The 23,393-nt window shown below is 64.4% G+C and carries 28 protein-coding genes and 2 tRNA genes; 17 read left to right on the plus strand and 13 right to left on the minus strand.

The features are described 5' to 3' along the window. The first annotated feature begins 30 nt into the window (after positions 1 to 30). The 7 genes from sufC (at position 31) to WA237_RS07715 (ending at position 4,901) form a co-directional block, all read left to right on the plus strand. Positions 31 to 786: a Fe-S cluster assembly ATPase SufC gene (sufC, locus tag WA237_RS07685; RefSeq protein WP_009815204.1), complete on the plus strand. Its 756-nt coding sequence runs from the start codon at positions 31 to 33 to the stop codon at positions 784 to 786. After that, positions 786 to 2,090 (plus strand): Fe-S cluster assembly protein SufD, encoded by a 1,305-nt coding sequence (gene sufD / locus WA237_RS07690; protein WP_009815203.1) that lies wholly within the window; start codon positions 786 to 788, stop codon positions 2,088 to 2,090. The genes sufC and sufD overlap by 1 nt, the downstream gene beginning before the upstream one ends. Then, the gene (locus WA237_RS07695) at positions 2,090 to 2,578 is read left to right on the plus strand and encodes a YIP1 family protein (RefSeq protein WP_336097244.1); all 489 of its coding nucleotides are present in this window, start codon (positions 2,090 to 2,092) and stop codon (positions 2,576 to 2,578) included. Before sufD ends, WA237_RS07695 begins: the two co-directional genes overlap by 1 nt. After that, entirely contained in the window at positions 2,575 to 3,180 is a 606-nt protein-coding gene (locus tag WA237_RS07700) for a Yip1 family protein (RefSeq protein WP_336097245.1), read from the plus strand. The genes WA237_RS07695 and WA237_RS07700 overlap by 4 nt, the downstream gene beginning before the upstream one ends. Beyond that, positions 3,180 to 4,400: a cysteine desulfurase gene (locus tag WA237_RS07705; protein WP_336097246.1), complete on the plus strand. Its 1,221-nt coding sequence runs from the start codon at positions 3,180 to 3,182 to the stop codon at positions 4,398 to 4,400. Before WA237_RS07700 ends, WA237_RS07705 begins: the two co-directional genes overlap by 1 nt. A gap of 122 nt (positions 4,401 to 4,522) precedes the next feature. Beyond that, positions 4,523 to 4,654 (plus strand): hypothetical protein, encoded by a 132-nt coding sequence (locus WA237_RS07710; RefSeq protein WP_009815199.1) that lies wholly within the window; start codon positions 4,523 to 4,525, stop codon positions 4,652 to 4,654. A gap of 170 nt (positions 4,655 to 4,824) precedes the next feature. Next, positions 4,825 to 4,901, plus strand: a tRNA-Arg gene (locus WA237_RS07715). A gap of 182 nt (positions 4,902 to 5,083) precedes the next feature. On the opposite strand, the gene WA237_RS07720 is transcribed toward WA237_RS07715, so the two are convergent. The 5 genes from WA237_RS07720 to WA237_RS07740 form a co-directional block, all read right to left on the minus strand. Then, a tRNA-Met gene (locus WA237_RS07720) sits at positions 5,084 to 5,160 on the minus strand. 90 nt (positions 5,161 to 5,250) lie between these two features. After that, positions 5,251 to 5,766 carry a hypothetical protein gene (locus WA237_RS07725; protein ID WP_336097247.1) on the minus strand — a complete coding sequence of 172 codons (516 nt, stop codon included), beginning with the start codon at positions 5,764 to 5,766 and terminating at the stop codon, positions 5,251 to 5,253. Then, positions 5,763 to 6,134: a hypothetical protein gene (locus tag WA237_RS07730; RefSeq protein ID WP_336097248.1), complete on the minus strand. Its 372-nt coding sequence runs from the start codon at positions 6,132 to 6,134 to the stop codon at positions 5,763 to 5,765. Before WA237_RS07730 ends, WA237_RS07725 begins: the two co-directional genes overlap by 4 nt. Continuing rightward, the gene (locus tag WA237_RS07735) at positions 6,135 to 6,284 is read right to left on the minus strand and encodes a hypothetical protein (RefSeq protein ID WP_336097249.1); all 150 of its coding nucleotides are present in this window, start codon (positions 6,282 to 6,284) and stop codon (positions 6,135 to 6,137) included. It lies immediately after the preceding gene. A 185-nt stretch (positions 6,285 to 6,469) separates the two neighbouring features. After that, positions 6,470 to 8,080, minus strand: a complete 1,611-nt coding sequence (locus WA237_RS07740) for a peptide chain release factor 3 (RefSeq protein ID WP_009815196.1) — start codon at positions 8,078 to 8,080, stop codon at positions 6,470 to 6,472. A 102-nt stretch (positions 8,081 to 8,182) separates the two neighbouring features. Between WA237_RS07740 and WA237_RS07745 the strand changes: the two genes are divergently transcribed. Continuing rightward, positions 8,183 to 8,434 carry a Rho termination factor N-terminal domain-containing protein gene (locus WA237_RS07745; protein ID WP_040618613.1) on the plus strand — a complete coding sequence of 84 codons (252 nt, stop codon included), beginning with the start codon at positions 8,183 to 8,185 and terminating at the stop codon, positions 8,432 to 8,434. 8 nt (positions 8,435 to 8,442) lie between these two features. Here the strand turns inward: WA237_RS07745 and WA237_RS07750 are convergent, their stop codons facing one another. Further along, a complete protein-coding gene (locus WA237_RS07750; protein ID WP_336097250.1) occupies positions 8,443 to 9,432 on the minus strand; it encodes a Hint domain-containing protein in 990 nt (329 codons plus the stop codon). Positions 9,433 to 9,626: 194 nt separating this feature from the next. Between WA237_RS07750 and WA237_RS07755 the strand changes: the two genes are divergently transcribed. The 7 genes from WA237_RS07755 (at position 9,627) to WA237_RS07785 (ending at position 15,852) form a co-directional block, all read left to right on the plus strand. Continuing rightward, a complete protein-coding gene (locus WA237_RS07755; protein ID WP_336097251.1) occupies positions 9,627 to 10,406 on the plus strand; it encodes an SDR family oxidoreductase in 780 nt (259 codons plus the stop codon). 169 nt (positions 10,407 to 10,575) lie between these two features. Continuing rightward, a complete protein-coding gene (locus WA237_RS07760; protein WP_336097252.1) occupies positions 10,576 to 11,946 on the plus strand; it encodes a sodium:proline symporter in 1,371 nt (456 codons plus the stop codon). A gap of 107 nt (positions 11,947 to 12,053) precedes the next feature. Then, the gene (locus tag WA237_RS07765) at positions 12,054 to 13,160 is read left to right on the plus strand and encodes an ABC transporter ATP-binding protein (RefSeq protein ID WP_336097253.1); all 1,107 of its coding nucleotides are present in this window, start codon (positions 12,054 to 12,056) and stop codon (positions 13,158 to 13,160) included. A 126-nt stretch (positions 13,161 to 13,286) separates the two neighbouring features. Continuing rightward, entirely contained in the window at positions 13,287 to 13,511 is a 225-nt protein-coding gene (locus WA237_RS07770) for a twin-arginine translocase TatA/TatE family subunit (RefSeq protein ID WP_009815190.1), read from the plus strand. A gap of 9 nt (positions 13,512 to 13,520) precedes the next feature. Further along, positions 13,521 to 14,075 carry a Sec-independent protein translocase protein TatB gene (gene tatB, locus WA237_RS07775; RefSeq protein ID WP_336097254.1) on the plus strand — a complete coding sequence of 185 codons (555 nt, stop codon included), beginning with the start codon at positions 13,521 to 13,523 and terminating at the stop codon, positions 14,073 to 14,075. Further along, complete coding sequence (gene tatC / locus WA237_RS07780) at positions 14,072 to 15,013, plus strand: twin-arginine translocase subunit TatC (protein ID WP_336097255.1); 942 nt, start codon at positions 14,072 to 14,074, stop codon at positions 15,011 to 15,013. The genes tatB and tatC overlap by 4 nt, the downstream gene beginning before the upstream one ends. Then, entirely contained in the window at positions 15,010 to 15,852 is an 843-nt protein-coding gene (locus tag WA237_RS07785) for an ATP-binding protein (protein ID WP_336097256.1), read from the plus strand. The genes tatC and WA237_RS07785 overlap by 4 nt, the downstream gene beginning before the upstream one ends. A gap of 107 nt (positions 15,853 to 15,959) precedes the next feature. Here the strand turns inward: WA237_RS07785 and WA237_RS07790 are convergent, their stop codons facing one another. The 4 genes from WA237_RS07790 to WA237_RS07805 form a co-directional block, all read right to left on the minus strand. After that, on the minus strand, positions 15,960 to 17,153 hold the full coding sequence (locus tag WA237_RS07790; protein WP_336097257.1) for a peptidoglycan DD-metalloendopeptidase family protein: 1,194 nt from the start codon (positions 17,151 to 17,153) through the stop codon (positions 15,960 to 15,962). Positions 17,154 to 17,238: 85 nt separating this feature from the next. After that, on the minus strand, positions 17,239 to 17,892 hold the full coding sequence (locus tag WA237_RS07795) for a protein-L-isoaspartate(D-aspartate) O-methyltransferase (RefSeq protein ID WP_216017101.1): 654 nt from the start codon (positions 17,890 to 17,892) through the stop codon (positions 17,239 to 17,241). Further along, positions 17,889 to 18,671, minus strand: coding sequence for a 5'/3'-nucleotidase SurE (gene surE / locus WA237_RS07800; RefSeq protein ID WP_336097258.1), 783 nt, complete (start codon positions 18,669 to 18,671; stop codon positions 17,889 to 17,891). The genes WA237_RS07795 and surE overlap by 4 nt, the downstream gene beginning before the upstream one ends. Before the next feature lie 119 nt (positions 18,672 to 18,790). Then, positions 18,791 to 19,456: an SDR family NAD(P)-dependent oxidoreductase gene (locus WA237_RS07805; RefSeq protein WP_336097259.1), complete on the minus strand. Its 666-nt coding sequence runs from the start codon at positions 19,454 to 19,456 to the stop codon at positions 18,791 to 18,793. Between the two features lie 113 nt (positions 19,457 to 19,569). Here WA237_RS07805 and WA237_RS07810 point away from each other — a divergent pair, with 113 nt between their 5' ends. Then, entirely contained in the window at positions 19,570 to 20,136 is a 567-nt protein-coding gene (locus WA237_RS07810; protein ID WP_336097260.1) for a biotin transporter BioY, read from the plus strand. A gap of 69 nt (positions 20,137 to 20,205) precedes the next feature. On the opposite strand, the gene WA237_RS07815 is transcribed toward WA237_RS07810, so the two are convergent. After that, positions 20,206 to 20,649, minus strand: coding sequence for a DUF1284 domain-containing protein (locus WA237_RS07815; protein ID WP_336097261.1), 444 nt, complete (start codon positions 20,647 to 20,649; stop codon positions 20,206 to 20,208). 39 nt (positions 20,650 to 20,688) lie between these two features. Further along, entirely contained in the window at positions 20,689 to 20,952 is a 264-nt protein-coding gene (locus WA237_RS07820; RefSeq protein ID WP_040618152.1) for an amidophosphoribosyltransferase, read from the minus strand. Between the two features lie 223 nt (positions 20,953 to 21,175). Between WA237_RS07820 and WA237_RS07825 the strand changes: the two genes are divergently transcribed. Continuing rightward, positions 21,176 to 21,832 carry a class I SAM-dependent DNA methyltransferase gene (locus WA237_RS07825; protein WP_336097262.1) on the plus strand — a complete coding sequence of 219 codons (657 nt, stop codon included), beginning with the start codon at positions 21,176 to 21,178 and terminating at the stop codon, positions 21,830 to 21,832. Between the two features lie 56 nt (positions 21,833 to 21,888). Here the strand turns inward: WA237_RS07825 and purF are convergent, their stop codons facing one another. Beyond that, on the minus strand, positions 21,889 to 23,340 hold the full coding sequence (gene purF, locus WA237_RS07830) for an amidophosphoribosyltransferase (protein ID WP_009815178.1): 1,452 nt from the start codon (positions 23,338 to 23,340) through the stop codon (positions 21,889 to 21,891). Between the last annotated feature and the right edge of the window lie 53 nt (positions 23,341 to 23,393).

Here is a 23,393-nt window from a genome sequence, read left to right on the forward strand (position 1 = left end):
CAGGGCCGAGACAAGATGAGGACGAAAGACATGTTGGAAATCAAGAACCTGCACGTAGATCTTGAAGAAGAAGACAAGAGCATCCTGAAGGGCGTCGACCTGACCGTCGAGGCGGGCAAGGTGCATGCGATCATGGGCCCGAACGGGTCGGGCAAGTCGACGCTGAGCTATGTGCTCTCGGGGCGTGACGGCTATGAGGTGACGCAAGGCAGCGCGACGCTCGATGGTGAAGACCTGCTCGAGCTTGAGCCGGAAGAGCGCGCGGCGGCGGGGCTGTTTCTGGCCTTCCAATACCCGGTCGAGATCCCCGGCGTCGGCAATATGACCTTCCTGCGCACCGCGGTAAACGCCCAGCGCAAGGCGCGTGGCGAGGAAGAAATGAGTGCCGCCGATTTCCTCAAGGTGGTGCGCGAGAAGGCGAAATCGCTCAAGATCGACGCCGATATGCTCAAGCGTCCGGTCAACGTCGGCTTCTCCGGTGGTGAGAAAAAGCGCAACGAAATCCTGCAGATGGCGATGCTCGAGCCGAAGATGTGCATTCTCGACGAGACGGATTCCGGTCTCGATGTGGATGCGATGAAGCTGGTGGCCGAGGGTGTGAACGCGCTGCGCGACGAGGGGCGTGGGTTCCTTGTGATCACCCACTATCAGCGTCTGCTCGACCATATCAAACCGGACGTGGTGCATATCATGGCCGATGGCCGCATCGTGAAGACCGGCGGGCCCGAGCTGGCGCTTGAGGTCGAGAACAACGGCTATGCAGGTATCCTCGAGGAGGTGGCCTAATGCTGCCGGTTCGCAAACATGCCCCGACCCCGCAAAAGAGCGCGGCGACCGAGGCGCGTCTGAACGCGCAGGCGCTGCCCGACGGGCCTGCGTGGCTGCGTGACATCCGCGAGGCCGCGGTGGCGCGGGTGCGCGATCGTGGTCTGCCGGATCGTCGTGACGAATATTGGAAATTCACCCGGCCCGAGACGCTGGTGCAGGCCGAGGCGCCCAAGGCGGCGGTTTTTGCCGGCGGCGATCAGTCGGTCTTTGCCAATGTTGATGCGCTCAAGATCGTGTTTGTCGATGGTGTCTTTGACGCCGAGGCGAGCGATGAACTGGCGCTTGACGGGCTGCGGATCGAGCGTCTGGCCGAGCTGAACGGCACCGATATTCACTGGGCCAAAGACCTCTATGGTGTGCTCGAAGAGCGTGGGCAATGGCCGGTCGACCGGCCGCTCGCGGCGCTCAACACCGGGTTTGCCAGCGATGGCGTGGTGATCCATGTCACCGGCCGGGTGAGCAAGCCCGTGCATATCGTCTATGAGCATCAGTCGGACAGCTCGGACGCGATGCTGCACCATCTGGTCAAGCTCGACGCGGGCGCGGATGTCACCCTGTTGGAAACCGGCCCTGGGGCCGCACGGTTCAATTCGGTGATGGAAGTGGATGTGGCCGACAAGGCTGGGTTCCACCATGTGCGCGTGCAGGGCCGGGACCATGAGCGGCGCAGCAACACCCATGTGTTCGCGCGGCTTGGCACCGAGAGCACGTTCAAGTCGTTCACCATGACCGCCAATGGCGTGCTCACCCGCAACGAGGCGGTGCTCGAGCTGACTGGCGATGATGCGGTGGCCCATGTCGCGGGCGCCGCGATGGGCGATGGCGATTTCCATCATGACGACACGGTCTTTATCACCCATGACGCCGAGAACTGCGAAAGCCGACAGGTGTTCAAGAAGGTGCTGCGCAATGGCGCGACGGGCGTGTTTCAGGGTAAGATCCTGGTGAAACCCGGCGCGCAGAAGACCGATGGCTATCAGATCAGTCAGTCGCTCTTGCTCGACGAGGACAGCCAGTTTCTCGCCAAGCCCGAGCTCGAGATCTATGCCGATGACGTGGTCTGTTCGCATGGCTCGACCTCCGGGGCGATTGACGAGGATGCGCTCTATTACCTGCGGGCGCGGGGACTGCCGAAAGAGATTGCGACCGATCTTCTGACGCAGGCGTTCCTTGCCGAGGCGGTGGATGAGATCGAGGACGAAGGTCTGCGCGAAGAGGTCGTTGGCCTGCTGAGCGGTTGGCTGGAGCGGCGGCGCGGCTGATGTCTGTTAGCCAGCAGATCGTGGCGACCTATAAGGGGCCGGGCCGTGTGGTCCGGCGCCTTTTGTCTGGACCGGAGAGTGAGGGCAGGGCGCTTGCCATCCTGATGGCGGCCTGTGTCATCACCTTTATCGGGCAGCTGCCGCGCCTGTCGCGCGAGGCGCATCTCAGCGGTGAAGAGCTCAACCCGCTGTTGGGCGGCGCGCTCTTGGGCTGGGTGTTCATGGCGCCGCTGATCTTTTACGCGCTGGCCTTTGTCAGCCATCTGCTCAGCCGTTTGGCGGGCGGGCGCGGCACGGGCTATGGTGCGCGGATCGCCCTTTTCTGGGCGCTTCTGGCGGCGAGCCCGCTCATCCTGTTATGGGGGTTGATGGCGGGGTTTGCCGGGCCGGGTGCCGGGCTCACCCTCGTGGGGCTCTTGTGGTGCGTTGTGTTTTTGTGGTTCTGGATCGCGGGGTTGCGCGTCGCTGAATGGGGGATGGGTGAATGAACCGCGAGGTTATCATCGCATTGTTTAAGCAAACCCTGACAGAGCCCCGGGCGGCGGGGCGCTATATCATCGGGCTTGATCTGCCGGCGCAGTTCCTGTGGATGGCGCTGGCCTTTCTGGCGGTGCTGATGTCGCTTCTGGTGTCGGGGGTGTTTCAACTGGTGCCGATCCCCGAGGGCGATATGGGCGATATGGTTCAGATGAACCCGGCCTATCGCACGCCGCTCATGTTTGCGCTCATGCAATGGGGGCAGGCGGTGATTTCGGTCGTGGTTCTGACCTGGATCGGGCGGCTCTTTGGCGGCGCGGCGCGGGTCGAGGATATGCTCGCCGTGACGATCTGGCTGCAGCTTATCGCGCTGGTGCTCGGCCTTGGGGTCGGGGTGCTCGTGGTGCTCTTGCCGCCGCTCGGGGCGTTCGCGATTCTCGCCTATATCGCTTGGGCGCTGTTCATCACGGTGGCGATGATCGATGCCGCCCATAAATTCGAAAACATGCTGAAATCCCTTGGCGTTTTCATCGCTTCGATCCTGGCGCTGGCGCTGGGCTCGGCGTTGATTGCCGGGGTGCTCGGTGTCTCGGCCTCTGCGGGAGTGCTCTAATGTATGATGTCGAAACGGTGCGGCGGGATTTTCCGATCCTGTCGCGGGAAGTGAACGGCAAGCCTCTGGTCTATCTCGATAACGGGGCCTCGGCGCAGAAGCCGCAGGTGATGATCGACGCGGTGACGCGGGCCTATTCCGAGGAATATGCCAATGTGCATCGCGGGCTGCATACGCTCAGCAATATCGTCACAGAGAAATACGAGGCGGTGCGCGGCATCGTGGCGCGGTTTCTCGGGGTGCGGGACGAAGAGCGGGTGATTCTCAACTCGGGCACCACCGAGGGGATCAATATGGTCGCCTATGGCTGGGCCATGCCGAGGATGCAGGCGGGCGATGAGATCGTGCTGTCGGTGATGGAGCATCACGCCAATATCGTGCCCTGGCATTTCCTGCGGGAACGGCAGGGGGTGGTTCTCAAATGGGTCGAGACGGAGCCGGATGGGGCGCTTGAGGCGCAGAAAGTGATCGATGCGATCGGGCCGCATACCAAGCTGGTGGCGATCAGCCATCTGTCGAATGTGCTCGGCACGCGGGTCGATGTGAAACCGATCATCGAGGCGGCCCATGCGCGCGGTGTTGCGGTGCTCGTCGATGGCAGCCAGGGCGCGGTGCATGCGCCCGTCGATGTCGATGACCTCGGCGCGGATTTCTATGTCATTACCGGGCACAAGCTCTATGGGCCGTCGGGATCGGGGGCGATCGTGGTGTCGCGAGACCGTCTGGCAGAGATGCGGCCATTCCTTGGCGGGGGGGACATGATTCGGGAAGTGACCCGAGATTCGGTGTCCTATGCCGATCCGCCGATGAAATTTGAGGCCGGAACCCCGGGGATCGTGCAAACAATCGGGCTTGGTGTTGCTCTAGAGTATCTCATGGGGCTGGGGATGGAGAATGTCGCCGCCCATGAGGACATGCTGCGCGATTACGCGGTCGAAAAGCTCTCTGGATTGAACTGGTTGAGCCAGCAAGGCACCACGAAAGACAAGGCTGCGATCTTTAGCTTCACCTTGGGCGGTGCCGCGCATCCTCATGATATTTCTACTATTTTAGACAAAAAGGGCGTGGCTGTGCGGGCCGGTCATCACTGTGCCGGGCCGCTTATGCAGCATCTTGGCGTGACAGCCACTTGCCGTGCGTCCTTTGGGCTCTACAATACAAAAGGTGAGGTTGACGCACTGGTCGAGGCCTTGGAATTGGCGAACGATCTGCTTTCCTGAGCCCGGTCGGCGGACAACCGCAACAAAGTTGAAACCATTTGAGAGATTCCGCTCAGATGGCATCGACAAACCCACTAAGGCCTTGTTAAGGTCTAACTGTTGCTAAACTTGGAGCCAAAAGTATGAAACTCTTCAAAATCCCGGCGGTTATCGCACTGAGCCTGTTTGCTGCTGCTTGCTCGCAGCAGTCGGAGCCCGAGCCCGTTTATGTCGAGCCCGAGCCCGTCTACGACAAATACGGCAACCCGGTCTAAGGCTTGCCTTAGAACGATTTCCGCCGCCGGGCCAGAGATGGTCCGGCGGTTTCCTTTTGCGCCTCTGACATGTCGATCAGAGGGGTGAGGGGCAAAACCAAACAGCCGCCGGATTAGTGCGATTTCACGATTGCACGGGGGGGGCTGGGCTTGTATAGACCGGGCCAGACGCACCTGTAGCTCAGCTGGATAGAGCGCTGCCCTCCGAAGGCAGAGGCCAGAGGTTCGAATCCTCTCAGGTGCGCCATATTCTTCTTTTCCAATCAAGATGATCGCTGTGCCGCCTTTGGGCGACATGCGCTGTTCCATGCCGTGTTTGGCGATGCGGTAGTGCGTCGGTATCACGACGGTAAAGCGACTGTGGGGATTGGGCGCGCGTCAAAGCGGCTCGGCGCCGGGGCCGCGTCTTTGATTTTCTGAGGGGGGATTTGGTAGCGGAGGAGGGACTTGAACCCCCGACACGCGGATTATGATTCCGCTGCTCTAACCAACTGAGCTACTCCGCCAAACGTGGGGTGCTGATATTCCGAGGGGGCGCGGGGGTCAAGAGGGGGAAACGAAAAAATCACACCCTCTTTGACCGAAGATATGAGGGCTCAGGTGACGAGGCTCAGACGCGGCCCGGATGGGCCGGTTCTGCCCCTCTCGCGAGCCGGTTGCGAGGCGGTCTCGCGGGGGGCTGCGGGGTAACGGGCGGCAAAGCTCAGCCCGGCGCGGATCAGCTCGCGGTCCATGCGGCCACGGGTGAGCGCCGAGAGGGCCAACCGGGCGGCAGGCGTCGCGTCGCGGCGCATGTGATGGAGCATGTGCAGCAGATAGATCTCGTCCTCGGTGAGCCGGGCGCGGGCATCGAGACAGAGCGGATCGCCCGCGCGCAGCCGGCCTTGCGTCGCGGCATGGGCGGCGCGGGCGAGCTTGGCGAGGTCAAAGGCGAGCGCCAGACCGCGCGGCTCGCCCCAGCGGTTGACCGCAATGGCAAAGCCATGCTCCCAGGATTGCGTCGCCGGGTGGCGATGGGTGGCCAGGAAATGGCGCAGCACCGGCAGCACATCGCGTTCGAAGGGATCGAGCGTGGCGGGGGCCGTTTGGCCGGGCGGGTGATCGGGGGTCATCGCGGTGCGCCCGGATGCAGCGCGGCGGTCTGCGCGGGGCCGGGGGCCGCATCAGCGGGGGCTGGCAGGGCGCGGGAGAGGGCGGTGAGCCGTGCCATGGCATGGGCGATCTCATTGCCTTCGCAGAGCAGCATCAGCTCGAGCCGGGCACGGGCCGGGTGGCCGCGGCGGGCCCAGTGCACCGCCAGCATCAGCCGTCTTTCATGTTCGGTGAGCACGGCGGCGCAGGGCGGGCAGGCGGCGCTGTTGAAGTGAAAGACGGAAATGCGGGATTTGCGGACCTCGTCGATATAGCGCATGGCCTGGGTCGCGATGAGCGGGCCGGTGGCCGGGGCAAAGCCCGCGTCGGCACAGCGGAAAGCGGCCATCTAGGCGTGGCTCTGCGGGGCCGCAAAGCTGTGCAGCATGTGGCGGATGGTTTCGAGGCAGGTGCGCTCGGCCGCGTCGAGCGGGCTCTGATCGAGGAGGCTATCCTGCGGGCCGAGCCGCTGGTGATGGGGGTGCCGGTGTTGGGTCATGTGGGGCCTCGTGCGGGAGAATGCGGACGGGCCGGGCTGGGATCATGGCTGGGCGGGCAATATCTGACAAAAAGAGTCGGAGAAGGCAAGCCCTGATGAGGGCGGCAGGGCGAAGGCCCAAGAAAAAGGCCGTTCCGCGTGATCTGCGGAACGGCCTCTTGTGAGTCTGGCAAGGCGACGGGCGCTTAGCCCACCATCATTTCCTTGGTGGCCGAGAGTTTCACATCCGGATAATCGCGTTCGATCCGGTCGATGTCCCATTGCAGCCGGGTCAGATAGACCACGTCGCCATCATTGTCATGGGCGATATGCTGTTTGTTGGCGGCAGTGAATTTGTCGACCGCCTGCTTGTCGCCCGCGACCCAGCGGGCCGAGGTGAATTGCGAGGCCTCAAAGCGCACGGGCAGGCCATATTCGAGCTCGATCCGGGAGGCCAGAACCTCGAATTGCAGCGCGCCCACGACGCCCACGATAAAGCCCGAGCCAAAGGCCGGTTTGAAGACCTTGGCGGCGCCTTCTTCGGCGAATTGCATCAGGGCCTTTTCCAGATGCTTGGCCTTCATCGGGTCGCCCGCGCGGCAGGTCTGCAGCAGTTCCGGCGCAAACGACGGGATGCCGGTGACGCGCAGCGCCTCGCCCTCGGTCAGCGTGTCGCCGATGCGGAGCTGGCCATGGTTCGGAATGCCGATGATGTCGCCGGCCCAGGCCTCGTCCGCCAATTCGCGGTCGGAGGCGAGAAAGAGCACCGGGTTGGAGATTGCCATCGGTTTCTTGCTGCGGACATGGGTGAGTTTCATGCCGCGTTTGAAATGGCCCGAGGCCATGCGGACAAAGGCCACGCGGTCGCGGTGCTTGGGGTCCATATTGGCCTGCACCTTGAAGACAAAGCCCGAAACCTTGGTCTCGTCCGGGGCGATCTGGCGCGGGGTGGCGGATTGCGGCTGCGGTTCGGGGCCGTAATTGCCGATCCCGTCCATCAGTTCCTTGACGCCGAAGCTGTTGATCGCCGAGCCGAACCAGATCGGCGTCATATGGCCTTCGAGCACCGCTTGCGGGTCGAGCGCGGGCAGAAGTTCGCGCGCCATCTCGAGCTCTTCGCGGAGCTGGTCGATCAGGTTGGCGGGCACATGTTCGGCGAGTTTCGGATCGTCGAGACCGTCGATCTTGATGCTCTCGGCGACGCGGTTGCGGTCGGCGCGGTCCATCAGTTCGAGGCGGTCGCGCAGGATGTCGTAACAGCCGACGAAATCGCGGCCCTGACCGATGGGCCAGGAGGCGGGCGTTACGTCGATGGCAAGCATTTCCTGGATCTCGTCGATGATCTCGAACGTGTCGCGGCTCTCGCGGTCCATCTTGTTGCAGAAGGTCAGAATCGGCAGGTCGCGCAACCGGCAGACTTCAAAGAGCTTTTGGGTCTGGCTCTCGACGCCTTTGGCGCCGTCGATCACCATCACCGCCGCATCCACGGCGGTCAGGGTGCGATAGGTGTCCTCGGAGAAATCCGAGTGGCCGGGCGTGTCGACGAGATTGTAGCGATAGGGGCCGAAATCAAAGGACATGGCCGAGGCCGAGACCGAGATGCCCCGGTCCTTTTCCATCTGCATGAAGTCGGAGCGGGTGCGCCGGGCTTCGCCCTTGGCGCGGACCTGTCCGGCCATCTGAATGGCCCCGCCGAAGAGAAGGAATTTCTCGGTCAGGGTGGTTTTGCCGGCATCCGGGTGCGAGATGATCGCAAAGGTGCGGCGGCGCGCCACTTCGGGCGGCAGGTCGGGGCGGTTTTGAGCGGTGTCCAGCATAGGCGCGCGTATAGTCCGGGGCGGGGTTTTGCGCAATATGGATTGCGGTTTGGAACGCCGGGACGTGGCGCGGCGTTGGGCCTCTATGGAAAGGAGGCCATTATGCCAAATCCAAGCATCAAGGATGAAGAGACCTATCAGGCGCTGCGTGACGAGGGTTATACCAAGGAAAAGGCCGCGCGGATCGCCAATGCGCAGGCCAATCCCGATATGCACCCGTCCGAGAAGGGCGGCCGGGCCGAGCCCTATGAGGAGTGGACGAAAGCCGAGCTTTATCAGCGGGCGCAGGAGGTCGGGATCGACGGGCGCAGCGAGATGAGCAAGGATGAGTTGATCGCGGCGCTGCGGCGGTAAAGGCGCTCTTAGCTCGTCGAGGCGCGGCGCAGAATCTCGGCCATATTGGGATGGTCTAGGAGCGATTGCGCCACTTCGAATTCGAGATGTGGGCGCTGGGCGTGATCGGGCAGGCCGCTTTCAATCGCGTCGGCCAGATCGGCGGGCAGCGCGCCGCGGGTGCGCGTGTCCACCAGCAGCGTTTCGGCGGCGATGCCTTCGGCATAGATGATCTGATGGTGGTCGAAGAGCAGCTGAAAATAGTCGATGAAGCCGCCGTCTTCTTGGGTGATCGTGTCGCCATTGACGAGATGGCGGGCGCGCACGAGGATTTCGTGCCGGCCCGCGCCGAGCGCGTCGGAGCGTTGGTAGATGAAGAGCCGGTGGTCAGGGCTCACCACGAGATCGTCGGAATTGTTGAGCGCGCCCTTGCGGATGCGGACGGGCGCGAGATCGCCGGTGGCGCGGGCGGTCGAGCTGCCGATCCAGCGGACGGGCCGGGGGCCATCGTCGCGGGTCAGGACGCGGTCGCCGACCTGCAGGTTTTCGATCGGGGTCTGGGCACCGGTGGCGAGGGTGATCCGGGTGCCGCGCGAGAAGGAGACGCAGGCGATCTGGGCGAATTTGGCGCGGGCGTGATCGGTGTCGACGCCCACCAGCGTATAATCGGTGCGCGGCGCCAGCGGCGCGAGGGCGCGGGCATAGAGGCCCGAGACATCGCCCAGCCCGTCGATTTCCACCAGCACCAGCATTTCGATGGTGCCGCCGCCGGCGGACATGAAGGTCAGGCAGCTGTCGACGATGACGCGGTGGCCCGGGGTGCCGAGGGGCGAGCCTTTGGCAATCTCAAAATGGCCGTCCTGGCCGCTGTCGAGGACGAGGGCGTGGGTCTTGGCCTGGGGGCTCAGCTCATAGGTGTCGTCAAACTCGAGCTCTTCGGAAAAGGACAGGGCATCGCCCATATTGGCGCCGGTGACGACGCAGAAATCCTGAGCGAGATGAACCTGGAGCGTTTGCACTTTATGACGTCTGCTTTGTTTCTATGGCTGGGGCCGCCTAGCCCGAACTGGTCCCGGGGGAAAGCGGCTTGTGACTGAATGGTTCTGTCAATAGGACTGTAATATGGCATGATCAGGGCTGGCAGCCGGTAATTTGCTGGCATTCTGGCCTGTAAGCCAGTGAAATACACGGGGAATTTAGGGAGAGTGTTACCATGGATCTCGGGTTGAAGGGCAAACGGGCGCTGGTCTGTGCGTCGAGCAAGGGTTTGGGGCTTGGCTGTGCGCGGGCGCTGGCGGGCGAAGGTGTCGATCTGGTGATGAACGCGCGGGGCGCCGAGGCGCTCGAGGCGTCGGCGCAGGCCATTCGCGACGAGTTTGGCGTCAAGGTGGTGGCCGTGGCCGCAGATATCACCACCGAAGAGGGCCGCGAGAAGGTTCTCAAAGAGGCGGAAGGCGTTGATATTCTTGTCAATAACGCCGGTGGCCCGCCGCCGGGCATGTGGACCGATTGGGACCGCGAGGATTTCATCAAGGCGCTCGATGCCAATATGCTCGCGCCGATTGCGCTCATCAAGGCGCTGGTGCCGGCGATGATCGACCGGGGCTGGGGCCGGGTGGTGAACATCACCTCGCAATCGGTCAAAGCGCCGATTCCGGTGCTCGGCCTGTCGAATTCGGCGCGCGCGGGGCTTACCGGCTATGTGGCGGGCACGTCGCGTCAGGTCGCGGGCAAGGGTGTGACGATCAACAACCTCTTGCCCGGTATCCATGCCACGGATCGCGCGGTGTCGCTCGATCAGGGCGTGTCCAAGGCGCAGGGCATCAGCATGGACGAGGCCAAGGCGCAGCGCTGTGCGGGCATTCCCGCCGGGCGCTATGGCACGGCGGAAGAGTTCGGCGCGGCCTGTGCGTTCCTGTGCAGCCAGCACGCCGGATTTATCGTGGGGCAGAACCTGCTTCTCGATGGCGGTGGCGTGAACTCCACAATGTAAACAGCGGGATTATAATGATAATCCTGACGGGCGTGCCGAGGGGCGCGCCCGTTTTGCTGTCGCCTCGCGCCGCTCACCGCGCATCACAAGCGCGTGGGAGGGAGCGGTGGGACATAGGCGGCGGCGCGCGCGCCTGCTAGCGCTTGGGGGTCCAACGAACGGAGGCCCCATGTCCCTGTCTGTCATTCTTGCGCTCTTCGGGGCGGTGATCCTTGCCTCGATCTGGGCCGCGCCACGGCGGGCGACGGTGGAGGGGTTCTTTGCGGGCAACGGGCCGCGCGGCGAGGCGCCGGGGCTCTGGGTGCTGGTGCTGAGCCAAGTCACCACATGGATTTTCGCGCGGTCGCTGATGAATGCGGCGATCCTTGGCTATTACTACGGGATCTGGGGCACGCTTGCCTATGCGGCCTATTACGGCTCGTTTCTCAGCGGCGGATTCATCGTCGGGCGGCTGCGGCGCGACGGGGCGGGATCGGTGCAGGATTGGCTTGGCCAGCGGTTCGGCCCGGTGGGGCGCGCGGCCTATGATCTCGTGGTGGCGCTGCGGCTTCTGAGCGAGGTTTTTGCCAATCTTCTGGTGGTCGGGCTGATCTTTGCGGCCCTGCTGCCGGAGTATAGCCAGGCCCATGGCGCCTCGGTGGTGATCGTGGCGGCGCTGGGCCTCGTCTATTCGGCCTGGGGCGGGCTCAGCGCGGCGCTGCGCAGCGATGTGGTGCAGATGCTGGTCTTTCTCGTCGTGTTCGGCGCGGCGCTTCTGGCGCTGTTGCTCAGCCCCGGGTTCAGCCTTGCCGCGGCGCTCAGCGCGCCAGGGGTGGCGGGGCCGGGTCAGGGGCAGGTGCTGGCGCTGGTGGCGCTGTTGCAGGTGTTTTCCTATCCGGCGCATGACCCGGTGATGATGGATCGCGGGTTTCTGGCCGATGCCGAGACGACGCGGCGGTCGTTCCTGCATGCGTTCTGGATCTCGCTGCTGTGCATCCTGGGCTTTGGCCTTTTCGGCATTCAGGCGGGGATCATCGGGGCCGAGGTGGAAGGGCAGCTCTTGGGGACCTGGGCGGGGATGTTTCCGGGCTGGGTCTATCTGGCGCTGGTGCTGTCGCTTTTGATCTCGGCGCTGAGCACGCTTGATTCGGCGCTGGCCAGTGCGGCGCGGCTGGCGGTCGAGGAATGGGGCTTTGGCGGCGGGCGGAGCCTCTGGGCCGGGCGGGTCGCTATGGCGGGGTTTGCCGGGCTGGGGGCGCTTTTGACGCTCTGGGGCAATCAGTCGCTTTTCGATGCGGTGGCGGTGAGCGGCACGGCGAGCATGTTTCTCACCCCGGTGCTGATCGTCGGGCTGGTGCAGGGGCGGCGGATCGCGCTCTGGGCCTATCTCGCGAGCTTTGCCGTGGCCCTGGCGGGGGCGGTGATCTATTTCGCGCGCGATGGCTGGGCGATGGCGATCCTGCCGGACGTGCCGAAATACAGCCAGCTTTTGTGCATCTGTCTTGCAGTGCTGGCGCTGGGCTTTGCCGCGGTGCTCTTGGGCCGGGGCGCGCGGCGGTAACGGCAGTTTAAGCCGTTGGGATTGCGTCTATGGGGCAGGGTTGCTATCTGCGAAGTTCATCCCCGAGTGAATTGATCGGAAACCCGCACCCGATGCCAGAGCAGCCGATGCCCGAGCCGACTGTCCCGAGACTGGAGATCAGCAAGCTGACGCGCCGCTATGGCGGGCGGGCGGTGGTCGAAGACCTGTCGCTGTCGGTGCCGCCGGGGCAGGTGACCTGTCTCCTGGGGCCGTCAGGCTGTGGCAAATCCACGACGCTGCGCATGGTCGCGGGGGTCGAGACGCCGGATGCGGGCGAGATCCGCGTCGATGGCGAGTTGATCTGTGCCAACGGTCAGGGGCTGCCGCCGGAACAGCGGCGCATCGGGCTGATGTTTCAGGATTTCGCGCTCTTCCCGCATCTGAGCGTCGCCGATAACGTGGCCTTTGGCCTCAGCGGCGCCAAGGACGCGCAGGGGCGTCGGGTGGCGGAGCTGCTCGAGCGGGTGGGGCTTGGCCAATATGGCGCGAAGTATCCTCATGAGCTCTCGGGCGGGGAACAGCAGCGGGTGGCGCTGGCGCGGGCGCTCGCGCCGAACCCGTCGATCATGCTCATGGATGAGCCGTTTTCCGGGCTCGACAACCGGCTTCGCGATGGCATCCGCGACGAGACGATCGATATTCTGCGCGAACAGGGCGCGGCGGTTCTGCTGGTCACCCATGAGCCGGAAGAGGCGATGCGCATGGCCGATGAGATCGCTCTCATGCGGGCCGGGCGGATCGTGCAGAAGGGCGCGCCCTATAACATCTATAACGCGCCGGTCGACCGCGACTGCATGGCGTTTTTCAGCGATGTGAATGTGCTCACCGGGCGGGTGCATGGGGCGCTCACCGAGACCGCCTTTGGCCAGTTCTTTACCCCCGGTGTGCCCGATGGCGACGAGGTCGAGATCGTGATCCGGCCGCAGCATATCAAGATCGATTTCGACCGTAACGGGCGCGGCCCGAACCCGACCATGGCCGAGGGCACGGCGGTGCGCGGCGTGGTGCAGCGGGCGCGGTTCATGGGCAATGAGAGCCTCGTCGAGTTTCGCATGGATCACGACGGATCGGTGATGCGGGCGACGGTGCCGAATGTGTTTTTGCCCAATCCCGGCAATGCGCTCTGGCTGATGATCCGGCGCGACAAATGCTTTCTTTTTCCCAAGCGGGATCTGCAATCGCGCATAGAATGACGCGGAATTTCCGCAAATTGGCGCAGAATGCACGCTTAGCCCTTCCACATCCCGCGATGAGCATTTAGATAAACAAGGTGAGCTTTTCGCGGCCCCCGGCGGGGCTGCATTCAGGGAGACCAATTCATGCTGAACAATATCGGCCTGCCGGGCATTCTGCTGATCGCGGTTGTCGTGCTGGTGCTTTTCGGGCGCGGCAAGATCTCGTCGCTGATGGGCGAAGTGGGCAAGGGCATCACGTCCTTCAAAAAGGGCATCAGCGAAGGCTCGAAAGAGCTTGAAGATGAGACGGCCAATGCCGACGAGGCACGTGACGTGACCCCGGCAGACAAAGAAAAAGACAAGGTCTGAGCGTCCTAGATGTTTGATCTTGGCTGGACCGAGCTGATGGTCATCGGTGTCGTGGCGTTGATCGTCGTGGGGCCGAAAGACCTGCCGGGCATGTTCCGCACCGTTGGGCAATTCGTGGGCAAGGCCAAGGGCATGGCTCGCGATTTCAGCCGCGCGATGAATGACGCGGCGGATGAGGCCGGGGTCAGCGATGTCCAGAAGACGATCAAGGCCGCGACCCGTCCGCTCAACACCGCGATGGACGAGGTGAAGAAATCCACCGACAGCTTTACCAAGCAGACGATGGAGAGCGGCAAGCCCAAGCTTGACCCGGCGCGGCAGGAAAAGGCCGACAAGATCGCCCAGAAATCCGCCGAGGTCGCCACCGCGCGCAAGGCGGAAGAGGCGAAAGCGGCAGAGGCGGCGGCGAAACCTGCGGCCAAACCTGCGGCCGCGAAAAAACCGGCGGCCAAAGTCGCGACGGCCCCGGCCAAACCGGCGGCCAAACCGGCCAAAAAGCCGACCAGCACAGCAGCGACCAAAGCGGCGAGCAAGACCACGGCCAAGGCCAAGGACAAGGCATGAGCGACAGCAATATTCCCGGCGATGAGCTCGAAGACAGCGCCGCGCCGCTGATCGAACATCTGGCAGAGCTGCGCACGCGGCTGATCCGCTGTGTGGTGGCGTTTCTCATCGGCATGGTGATCTGTTTCACCGTGGCGACGCCGATCTTTACCTTTCTGACCTCGCCGCTCTGTCAGGTGCTGGCCGAGCGGGGGCAGGATTGCGACCTGATCTTCATCAGCCCGCAAGAAGGGTTCTTCGTGGCGATCAAAGTGTCGCTCTTGGGCGGGTTCATCCTGTCCTTTCCCTATCTCGCCAATCAGATGTGGCGGTTCGTGGCGCCGGGGCTCTACAAATCCGAGAAGGGCGCGTTCCTGCCCTTCCTCATCGCCTCACCCTTCATGTTCTTTCTCGGCGCGAGTTTTGCGTTCTACGTGGTGACGCCGCTTGCCTATGATTTCTTCCTGGGATTTCAGCAGTTTGGCACCGGTGGCGAGGCGCTGCCCGATGGCGATCCGCAAAATGCCGCGCCGCTGAGCGTGGTGTTCCAGGGCTCGGCGCAGGAATATCTCAACCTCACGATCAAGTTCATCGTGGCCTTTGGCCTCTGCTTTCAGCTGCCGGTTCTGCTCACCCTGATGGGCAAGGCGGGACTGGTGACGGCGCCGGGGCTCAAGGCGGTGCGCAAATATGCGGTGGTGGGCATTCTGGTGCTGGCCGCGCTGGTGACGCCGCCCGATGTGATCACCCAGATCATCCTCTTCACCGTCGTCTATGGCCTTTACGAAGTGTCGATCTTCCTCGTGGCCCGGGTGGAGCGTGAGCGTGAAAAGCGTCTGCGCGCCGAAGGGCTCTGGTTCGACGATGAGGAGGAGGACGACAACGGGGACGCGGATGACGTCGCGGAGGGTATGGACGCCCTTCCCGAAGAGATGCTGGACGACGAGACCAAGAAATGACCGATCCGATGCTGCGCATTGCCGAGGCGCTTGAACGTATGGCGCCGGCGCCGCTGAGCGCCCCTGATTTCACCGCCGCCGACGCTTTTGTCTGGCATGTGAGCCCGGATCGGCTCGAACCGGTGCCGCAGGTGAGCCGGGTCGAGATGTCGCTTCTGGTGGGGATCAACCGGTCGCGCGACACGCTGCTCGAAAACACACGGCAATTCGCCAAGGGGCTGCCGGCCAATAACGCGCTTCTTTGGGGCGCGCGCGGCATGGGCAAATCGAGCCTCGTCAAGGCGGTCCATGCCAAGGTGCAGGCCGAGGGGCATGATCTCAAGATCGTGGAGTTGCAGCGCGAAGACCTGCCAAGCGTCACCCGGCTGCTGGGCCTGTTGCGCCAGAGCGAGGCAAGGTTCATCCTTTTCTGCGATGATCTGAGCTTTAGCCATGATGATCAGCATTACAAATCGCTCAAGGCCGTCCTTGATGGCGGGATCGAAGGCCGGCCCGAGAATGTGGTCTTCTACGCCACCTCGAACCGCCGCCATTTGATGCCGCGCGACATGATCGAGAATGAACGCTCCTCCGCCATCAACCCGAGCGAGGCGGTGGAAGAAAAGGTCTCGCTGAGCGACCGGTTCGGGCTCTGGCTCGGCTTCCACCCCTGCGACCAGGACGAATATCTCGCGATGATTCAGGGCTATTGCGAGGCTTACGGTGTCGAGATCGACGCCGAGACCCTGCGCGCCGAGGCGATCGAATGGCAGGCGACGCGCGGCTCGCGCTCGGGCCGGGTGGCGTGGCAATATTTCACCGATCTGGCCGGACGCAAGGGCGTGGCGGTTTCGGGCTAGTCCCCGAACTGCGCTTCTTTCTGGTTCCAAATACCCAAAAAGAACCCCGGCACGCCCTTGGCCTGCCGGGGTTTTACGTCACGCTGCCCCCCAAAGAGGGGCCAAAATCAGTTGGTCAGATAGGGCATCGGGTCGAGGCTTTCAAAGCCTTGTCGGACCTCGAAATGCACCGCGCTCGAGCCCGAGCTGCGGGCCTTGGCGAGGGATTGTCCGCGCGAGACCTTGTCGCCGGTTTTGACCGAGACCCCGTCCACATTGGAATAGACCGTCAGCAGGTTGTTGGCATGTTTCACCACGACGATGGGCGTGCCATTGGTGTCCTTGGTGATGGCCGCGACCGTGCCGCTGTCGGCGGCCTTGACGGCGGCGCCGGGGGTGGCGGCGATGTCGATGCCGTCGTTCTTGCCCTTGGAATATTCGCGCACGATGTCGCCCTTGACCGGGAAGGACATGCGCGTCGGCTTGGCCGTGGCCTTGGTCTGCTCCTTGCCGAGATCGGGGGCGTCGCCGGGGCTCGTCTGCGGTTTCTTGAGCGTGGCGGCGGCGACCGTGTCCTCTTTGGGCAGCGGTTTTGCGGCGCTCGGCGGTTCCGGCGTGGGCGAGCCTGCGCCGGGGGCGGGCACCGCCACGGCGGCGGGGGCCGGGGCCTCGCTCGGGTCAAAGCTCTTGCGGGTTTCGCCCGGTTTCGGCACCGGGATCAGCAGGAACTGGCCTTCGCGCACCGCGAAATCCGAGCCGAGCCCGTTCCAATCCGCGAGGCTGCGGATCGAGACATTGTAGAGCCGCGCGATCGTATAGGCGGTTTCGCCGCGCGCGACCTTGTGGCGGATCGGCTGGGCGGTGCTTTCGGCGGCGGGCAGGGCGGTGGTTTCGACCTTCTGGGAATCGGCGCGTTCGATGGCGCTGCCGGCGAGGCTCTCGATATCGACGCCTGCCGGTTTGATCGGGCCGCCGGCCGGTTCGGCGACGCGGCCGGGCAGGGCCACGAGCTCATCCTGGCGCAGCGGGTCGCCGGGCTGCATGCCGTTGTAGCGGGCCAGTTCGGCGGCGTTGACGCCGATCCGTTGCGCCAGCGTCTGCACCGTGTCGCCGCGTTGGGCCACGGCCACCTGATAGCCGGGGTAGGAGATGATGCCGCGGCTGTCGGGGGTGGGCCGGTCGGCGGTGGCGGTGCGGACCGCCTCGGCGGTGCCGCCGCTGGTGCGGCCGCGCAGATCCAGATCGAACGGCTCGCTACAGGAGGCCAGGGTCAGGCAGGCGGCGCCTGCCACGATCACCACAGGGTTTGCTCGCAATCTCATCGCTCGTATCCTCGCTTGCGCCCCATTGTCTCGGGGGCTTCACCCAGTTTCATTCTGCCCGTTTAGGCCGCGCGGGCCCGAGGCGTCAATCCCGCCCCAGCCCTTCGAGCAATGGCACAAAACGCACGGGCATCAATTCATCATACTCAAATCCGGTCTCCGTCCGGGTCACCCGGATCAGGCTCTGCACCGCGTCCGACTGCCCGACGGGCAGAACCATGATACCGCCGATCTTGAGCTGGGCCAAGAGCGGGCCGGGGGGGTCCTCGGCGGCGGCGGTGACGATGATGCGGTCAAAGGGCGCCTGCCCGGGCAGCCCATAGCTGCCATCGACGGTGCGGCAGGTGATATTGACCATGTCGAGATCGCGGAAGATGTCATTGGCCTCGGCGACCAGCCGCTGATGGCGGTCGACGGTATAGACCCGGCGGGCGAGGTGGCTCAGGATCGCGGCCTGATAGCCCGAGCCGGTGCCGATCTCGAGCACGGTGTCGCGCGGCGAGACGGCGAGCGCCTGGGTCATGCGGCCCACCACGGAGGGCTGGCTGATGGTCTGGCCGCAGGCAATGGGCAGCGGCATGTCCTCATAGGCGCGGTCGGAGAAATAGCCTTTGACGAAGAGCGCGCGGTCGACCTTTTCCATCGCTTCGAGCACGGCCTTGTCGGTCACGCCCTTGGAGCGGAGCGCGAACAGGAACTGCATCTTGCGTTCGGCGATTTCGGGGTCAAGCGCGGTCATTCGATGCTCTTCAATGGCTCCAGCACGTCATGGGCCGTGAGATCGGCGCGCATCGGCGTCACCGAGATATAGCCCGCGAGATTGACATCGGCATCCGAGCCGGGCGCGGTCGGCTGTTGTTGCGGCGCGCCGGTGACCCAGAGAAAGCGCCGCCCCGAGGGCGAGAGCTGCGGCTTGACGCCAAAGCCCATGTCGCGGCGAAAGCCTTGGCGCACCGAGCGGCGGCCTTTGACCTCGGCGCCGGGGACCGGCGGGAAGTTCACGTTGAAGAAGATGCCGTAATCGTCATTGCCCCAGAGATCGGCGTCGAGAATGGCGCGGCAGGTGTCGAGACCATGCTGCCGCGCGGCTTCCCATTTGTCGTCGAGATCGCGGTTGGCGGGGCCGTAATACTGGCTCAGCGCGATGGCGCGGGTGCCTTGGAGGGCGGCCTCCATCGCACCGCCGACGGTGCCCGAATAGACCGCGTTTTCGGCCGAGTTGTTGCCCCGGTTGACGCCGGAGAGCACCAGATCGGGCGGGCAGTCGACCATGATGTCATGCAGCGCGGCGAGCACGCAATCGGCGGGGCTGCCTTGCACCGCATAGCGGCGCGGGCCCATTTCCGAGACCATCATCGGGTTGGTGTAGGAGATGCAGTGCCCGACGCCCGATTGCTCAAAGGCGGGGGCCACGGTCCAGACCTCGCCTTCGGGTCCGGCGAGATCGCTGGCAATCTGCTGACAGACCTCGAGCCCGGGGGCCGAGATGCCGTCGTCATTGGTGAGTAGAATGCGCATTGCGTCGCCTTCTGAAACCCGCGCCCGCCGGGGCGCGCGCGGTCTGCCCCTGTTTGATGTCTTGTCTAGCCGGGTGGGCCTGCTGCGGCAAGCGTTGCGCGGGAATTAACGCAAGGGTGTTAAAGCAGCGCGGGAAGAAGGCGGGCCGCCTCGGCATGGGGATCGGCCAGGGTGGCGCGGTCTTCGCCGGGGTGAAACCGGGCGCGGGTCGCCGTGGGCATCGGGTTCGGCGCGAGGATCTGCACCCGGGGGCCGGTCTTGGCGGTCTCGGCCTGCCAGCTCTTGGCGAGCGCGATCTGCGCGGCCTTGCTAGCCCCATAGGCGCCAAAGAATTTCTCGCCGGCGCGGGGATCGTCAAAGAAGACGGCGGTGCCCGTCTCACCCAGCAGCGGCGCCACGAAGGGAATGAGCCGCCCGGTGGCGATGGCGTTGATGGTAAAGGACTTTTCCATATCCTTGGCATCGAGATGCCCGGTCAGGGTCAGCGGTGCGGCGTGGACCGCGCTATGCACCCAGAGCGCCACGCCGCCCCAGCGGTCATGGATCGAGCGGCAGAGCTGCGCCATGGCGTCGGGGTTGGCGATGTCCATCGGTGCCAGCGTCGCCTCGCCGCCCTTGGCCTTGATCCGGTCATCGAGCTCTTCGAGCGCGCCGACGGTGCGGGCGACGGCGACGATGTGATGGGTGGGGGCCAGCGCCTCGGCCAGCGCCGCGCCAAGCCCGCGCGACGCGCCGGTGATGAGCGCGATGGGGCGGGCGGTGTCTTGTGCATGTGTCTGGGTCATGGGCGGCAAATCCCATTGCGGCGCGTAATAATCAAGGTCTTTTGCTTGACTTTTTAGCAGGCGCAGCGAAAAAGTCGTGCAGATAAGAAAAATCAGGGAAAGGACCTTGACCTATGGGCGAAAGAGTTTTGAGCCAAGCCGTTCTTGGCACTGACAGTATCCTCAAAAAAGCAGCCCTCGTGCTGGGCGGATCGCTGTTCATTGCAGCTGCTGCACAGGTGAGCGTGGGCTGGCCGGTGCCGATGTCGCTGCAGACATTTGCCATTCTGACTGTTGGCCTGACGCTGGGCTCGCGTCTTGGCGCGGCGGCGCTTCTGGCCTATCTGGCCGAAGGCGCGATGGGTCTTCCGGTCTTTGCCAATGGCGCAACCGGTCCGGCCCTGTTCGGTCCGACAGCGGGCTTCCTCTATGGCTTTGTCGGCATGGCCTACCTGGCCGGTCTGGCGGTTGAAAAGGGTCTCGCACGCGGTGTCGTGTCGACCGCGGTTTGCGGCATCGTGATTTCGCTGCTGCTCTACATCCCGGGCCTCGCATGGCCGGCGGCCGTTCTCGGCAAATCGGCGGCAGCGCTGTGGTCGGGCTGGATGGCACCGTTCCTGCTGGGCGACGCGATCAAGGCCGTCATGGCGGCGATGGTTGTCTGGGGTGGCTGGCAGGCGATCAAGTCGCGCCGCGGCTAAGCCTCGCGTTACATCACTATATGCGAACGCCGCCCTTCGGGGCGGCGTTTTGCGTTATAAGCCGGGTGGTTAGCTTTCCTCGGAGGTGAGCCGGGCCTCGTCATGGAGCGCGTTTAGCGCGCTGTCGCAGAGGCCGAATTCGAGCCAGCGGCAGCCCTGACAGAGCGTCGAGAGACTGCCGGGGGGCACCCGTTTGACGATGCGGCGCTTGGCCTCGCCCCAGGTGAGTTCAGTGCCCGCAAAGAGGCCCAGCGCGCGGGCGTGGCGGGTGTCGAGACGGCTGATGCTGTCTTGGCTTTCGCAGAGCGTGCCGCGCCGTTTGGGGCAGGGCGCGCAGATGTCATCGGTGGCGCCGACCACCTGGATGGCCGTGTCATCGCCGCCCGGCGCGCGCAGGCGGCCGAGGACGATGGAGGCCATATTGGCGGTGAACTCGTCGGAATAGCCCTTGCCCTGAAACCCCAGAGAACAAAGGAAATGATGCGGGCGGTAGCGGATCGGTGCGTCAGTCATCGGCGCACAATCCGCATTGCGGGACCGCCCGTCAAGCGCTTAGCCGCGGGGCATGGTCAGGCGCTCGGTCGCGCCATTGCGCATGAGCACCACGAGCCCGGGGTTGATCGCCACGACCTGCTGACGGCCGACCTTGTCGCCGAGGCCGATCTTTTCGATACGGCCATGGGGGTCGCGGATTAGGGCCTCGGGGGCCTTGTCATTCATGAAGGTCCCCAAGAGCACCATGCCGCGCATCGGCAATGCGTCTTGCTGGGTCGCGGCGGCGGTGACCTTACGTGGGGTCGGTGTCCCCTCTGCCATCTGTCTCGTCCTTAGCTGTTTGGTCCGGGCCTGTCGCAGGCGGTGCCGGAACGTGGGTCAGAGCGCTCCGTAGCCGGTTGCGAGAGGGGGGTAAACCGGGGCAAATGCCGCTCGGCAGGATCATGCCGCGTTGCGGCATCGGGGCGGCGGAGAAGCGCCGCTTGGCGGCGAAATGGCGGGTCGGTAAGCTGTCGGTAAAACGACGGTAAGGCGACGGTGCGATATGCGCAGACATAAGGGGGCGGCCAGCGCCGGGACGGATCGGGCGGCGCAGGCCCGGCAGGCCTCGGAGAGGGTCGTGGGTCTCTATGACGACCATACCGCCCTCTGGCGGGCGCTGCGCTCTGGCGATCTGATCGAGACGCGGTGGCTGGATCGCTTTGTCGAGATCGCGCGACAGGCGGGCCCAGAGCTGCTCGACCTTGGCTGCGGCACGGGAGAGCCGATCGGCCGCTATCTGATCGAAAGGGGCTTCCGGGTCACCGGCGTCGATGGCGCAGCGGCGCAGATTGAGACAGCGCGCCTGACCTTTCCTGATCAGGTCTGGATCAAGGCAGATATGCGGGACTTGCCCGAGCTCGGGAAATTCGACGGGGTGCTGGCCTGGCATAGCCTGTTTCACCTCAGGCCAGAGGATCAGCGCCCGCTCTTGGCGCGGCTTGGCGCGCTCTGCCGCCCCGGTGCCGCGCTCATGTTCACGAGTGGCACGTCGGAAGGGGAAGAGATCGGCGAGTTTGCCGGGCAGCCGCTCTATCATGGCAGTCTCGACAGGGCCGAATATCGGGCGCGGCTGGAAAGGGCCGGGTTCGAGGTGATCGCGCATCAGGAAAGCGACCCGGCCTGTGGCGGGGCGACGGTCTGGCTCGCGCGGAAAGCGTAAAAAAAGCGGCCGGGCCTCCGGGCCCAGCCGCCTGTGGGTGCCCCATCAGGGCAGGATCATTCCGCCGCTTTGAGCGTGAAGCCCTTTTCGATCTGATCGGAGGGGGCCACCGGGTATTCGCCGGAGAAGCAGGCGTCGCAATATTGCGGGCATTTGGCGTTGCGGCCCTCGGCCTCGCCCACGGCGCGGTAGAGACCGTCGAGCGAGATGAAGCGCAGGCTGTCGACCTGCAGGTGATCGCGCATTTCCTCCTCGGACATGGTGGCGGCCAGAAGCTTTTCGCGTTCGGGCGTGTCGACACCATAGAAGCAGGGCCAGGCGGTCGGTGGGGAGGCGATGCGGAAGTGGACCTCCTTGGCGCCGGCGTCGAGGATCATTTCCTTGATCTTGCGCGAGGTGGTGCCACGGACCACGCTGTCATCGACGAGGATGACGCGCTTGCCCTCGATCAGGGCGCGGTTGACGTTGAGCTTGAGCCGCACGCCCATGTTGCGGATCTGCTCGGTCGGTTCGATGAAGGTCCGGCCCATATATTGGTTGCGGATGATCCCCATGGCGTAGGGAATGCCCGATTCGTGGCTAAAGCCGATGGCCGCCGGGGTGCCGCTGTCGGGGACCGGGCAGACGAGATCGGCGTCGACGGGGCTTTCCTTGGCCAGTTCGATGCCGATCTGGCGGCGGGTCTCATAGACCGAGCGGCCGCCGATGATGCTGTCGGGGCGCGAGAAATAGACATGTTCGAAGATGCAAAAGCGCGAGGGCTGTTTGCGGAAGGGGCGGCGGCTCTCGACGCCCTGGTCGGTGATGACCACCATTTCGCCCGGCTCGACCTCGCGCACATAGCGCGCGCCGATGATGTCGAGGGCGCAGGTTTCCGAGCTCAGCACCCAGCCGTCGCCGATCTGGCCCAAGACCAGCGGGCGCACGCCGAGCGGGTCGCGGACGCCGATCAGCTTGGTCCGGGTCATGGCGACCACGGAGAAGGCACCTTCGACCCGGCGCAGCGCGTCTTCCATCCGGTCGGGGATGGTTTTCTGCAGGCTGCGCGCCATCAGGTGGATGATGCATTCGCTGTCGGAATTGGACTGAAAGATCGAGCCGCGCTCGATCAGTTCGCGGCGTAGCGCGTCGGCATTGGTGATATTGCCGTTATGGGCGACGGCGGCGCCGCCCATGGAAAATTCGCCGAAGAAGGGCTGGACGTCGCGGATCACCGGGGCTTTGCCGCCTGCGGTGGAGTAGCGGACGTGACCGATGGCCAGCGGCCCGGGCAGCGTCGCCATCAGGTTCTGATCGGTGAAATTGTCCCGCACATAGCCAAAGCGGCGGGCGTTGTTGAACCCGTGATCGGGGTGGTGGCAGACGATGCCGCCGGCCTCTTGGCCCCGGTGTTGCAGGGCGTGCAGGCCGAGGGCGACAAAGTTGGCAGCGTCGGCAACGCCGATGACGCCGTATATGCCACACTCCTCCTTCAGTTTGTCGTCGTCGAAAGGGTGTGCTGGTGGCATCTGTCGGGACAAGGTGCGGCTCCGAATCCGTTGCGCGATATGGGCTTCCCTTT

Source organism: Roseovarius sp. CH_XMU1461 (genome assembly GCF_037027165.1).
In the GTDB taxonomy this organism is placed as follows: domain Bacteria; phylum Pseudomonadota; class Alphaproteobacteria; order Rhodobacterales; family Rhodobacteraceae; genus Roseovarius; species Roseovarius nubinhibens.